The following is a 530-nucleotide window of genomic DNA, read 5'->3' as shown; positions in this document are numbered from 1 at the left end:
CGCTCAACCCGCGACTTCCCGCAACTGCGCCGCGTGCTGTGCAGTGGCGAGGCCTTGCCTCGTGCGTTGCAGCGCCGTTTCGAGCAACAGCTCAAGGGCGTTGAACTGCACAACCTGTATGGCCCGACCGAAGCGGCCATCGACGTTACCGCCTGGGAATGTCGTCCGACGGATCCGGGCGACAGCGTGCCCATCGGCCGTCCGATTGCCAACATTCAGATGCACGTACTCGATGCCTTGGGCCAGCTGCAACCAATGGGCGTGGCCGGTGAGCTGCACATTGGCGGTATCGGCGTGGCGCGGGGTTACCTGAACCAGCCGCAACTGAGCGCCGAACGTTTCATCGCCGACCCGTTCTCCAACGACCCGCAGGCACGTCTGTACAAAACCGGCGACGTCGGTCGCTGGCTGGCCAATGGCGCGCTGGAATACCTGGGCCGTAATGACTTTCAGGTGAAGATCCGCGGCTTGCGTATCGAAATCGGCGAAATCGAGGCCGCCCTGGCTAAACACCCGGCGGTCCATGAAGC

At 63.4% G+C, this 530-nt stretch carries 1 protein-coding gene; it reads left to right on the top strand.

The window, feature by feature from the left end; translation table 11 throughout:
* A partial coding sequence (locus tag KBY08_RS26270; RefSeq protein ID WP_225651323.1) for an AMP-binding protein occupies positions 1 to 530 on the top strand: 530 nt, incomplete at both ends.

The organism is Pseudomonas sp. P135 (genome assembly GCF_020312125.1).
In the GTDB taxonomy this organism is placed as follows: domain Bacteria; phylum Pseudomonadota; class Gammaproteobacteria; order Pseudomonadales; family Pseudomonadaceae; genus Aquipseudomonas; species Aquipseudomonas fragariae.
The sequence above is the reverse complement of the archived record's forward strand: the minus strand, read 5'-3'. Positions and strand labels throughout refer to the sequence as shown.